Raw genomic sequence first — 661 nt, 5'->3', positions numbered from 1 at the left:
AGACAAGACAAAGGAAGCGAAGAAAATACCGCAAAGATCTGCTATCTCGACTACGGCGTGACGTTTCCTATGATGGCTAGAAGCTCTGTGTTGGGCAACGAGGCCAACCCTGTCTTTTCTGAAATCAGCACTCAAGCCGGTGTGACTCCGAAGTGGAACTTTTACAAGTTTCTCATCAGTAAAGAAGGCAAAGTCATCGCCACATTTCCAAGCTCAACCTCTCCGACGAGTACTACGCTTACTAATATGATTGAGCAACAACTGTAGGAGTGCAGTTATGGTCACGACACGTTTAACCATGTTACGCCTTGGGTACTTGGGCTTAGTGCCTTTTCTGTTCAGCTTGCTGCTTATCGTGTCTGACACCACCTTATTTAACCTAAGCGGCCAACAATTTTTTATTGCCTACAGCGCCGTTATCTTGAGTTTTCTATCGGGAGTGCTCTGGGGAAATGGTATCGACCATTACTACCACCGCTTGAGCCGTAATATCCTAGTTCTCAGTAATTTGTTTGTTTTGCTTGCGTGGGGTGCCTTGTTACAAGGGAATACACATTACATCGCGGCACTATTGTTGCTCGCAACCGGATACGCTGCCGTTTGGTATGCAGAAAAGCTGATACGGAATGTCGAACTGGAAGTTGATCCTAAAGGCTATCAA

1 protein-coding gene and 1 pseudogene are annotated in these 661 nt (G+C 46.0%); both read left to right on the top strand.

Translation table 11 applies throughout. From position 1 onward, the window contains the following. Window positions 1–267 (top strand): annotated as a pseudogene (locus tag R7040_RS27120) (glutathione peroxidase); the annotation flags it as partial. Window positions 268–277: 10 nt separating this feature from the next. Then, a partial coding sequence (locus tag R7040_RS27115; protein WP_318097690.1) for a DUF3429 domain-containing protein occupies window positions 278–661 on the top strand: 384 nt, incomplete at its 3' end.

It is taken from the genome of Vibrio sp. 1069 (genome assembly GCF_033340555.1).
The sequence above is the reverse complement of the archived record's forward strand: the minus strand, read 5'-3'. Positions and strand labels throughout refer to the sequence as shown.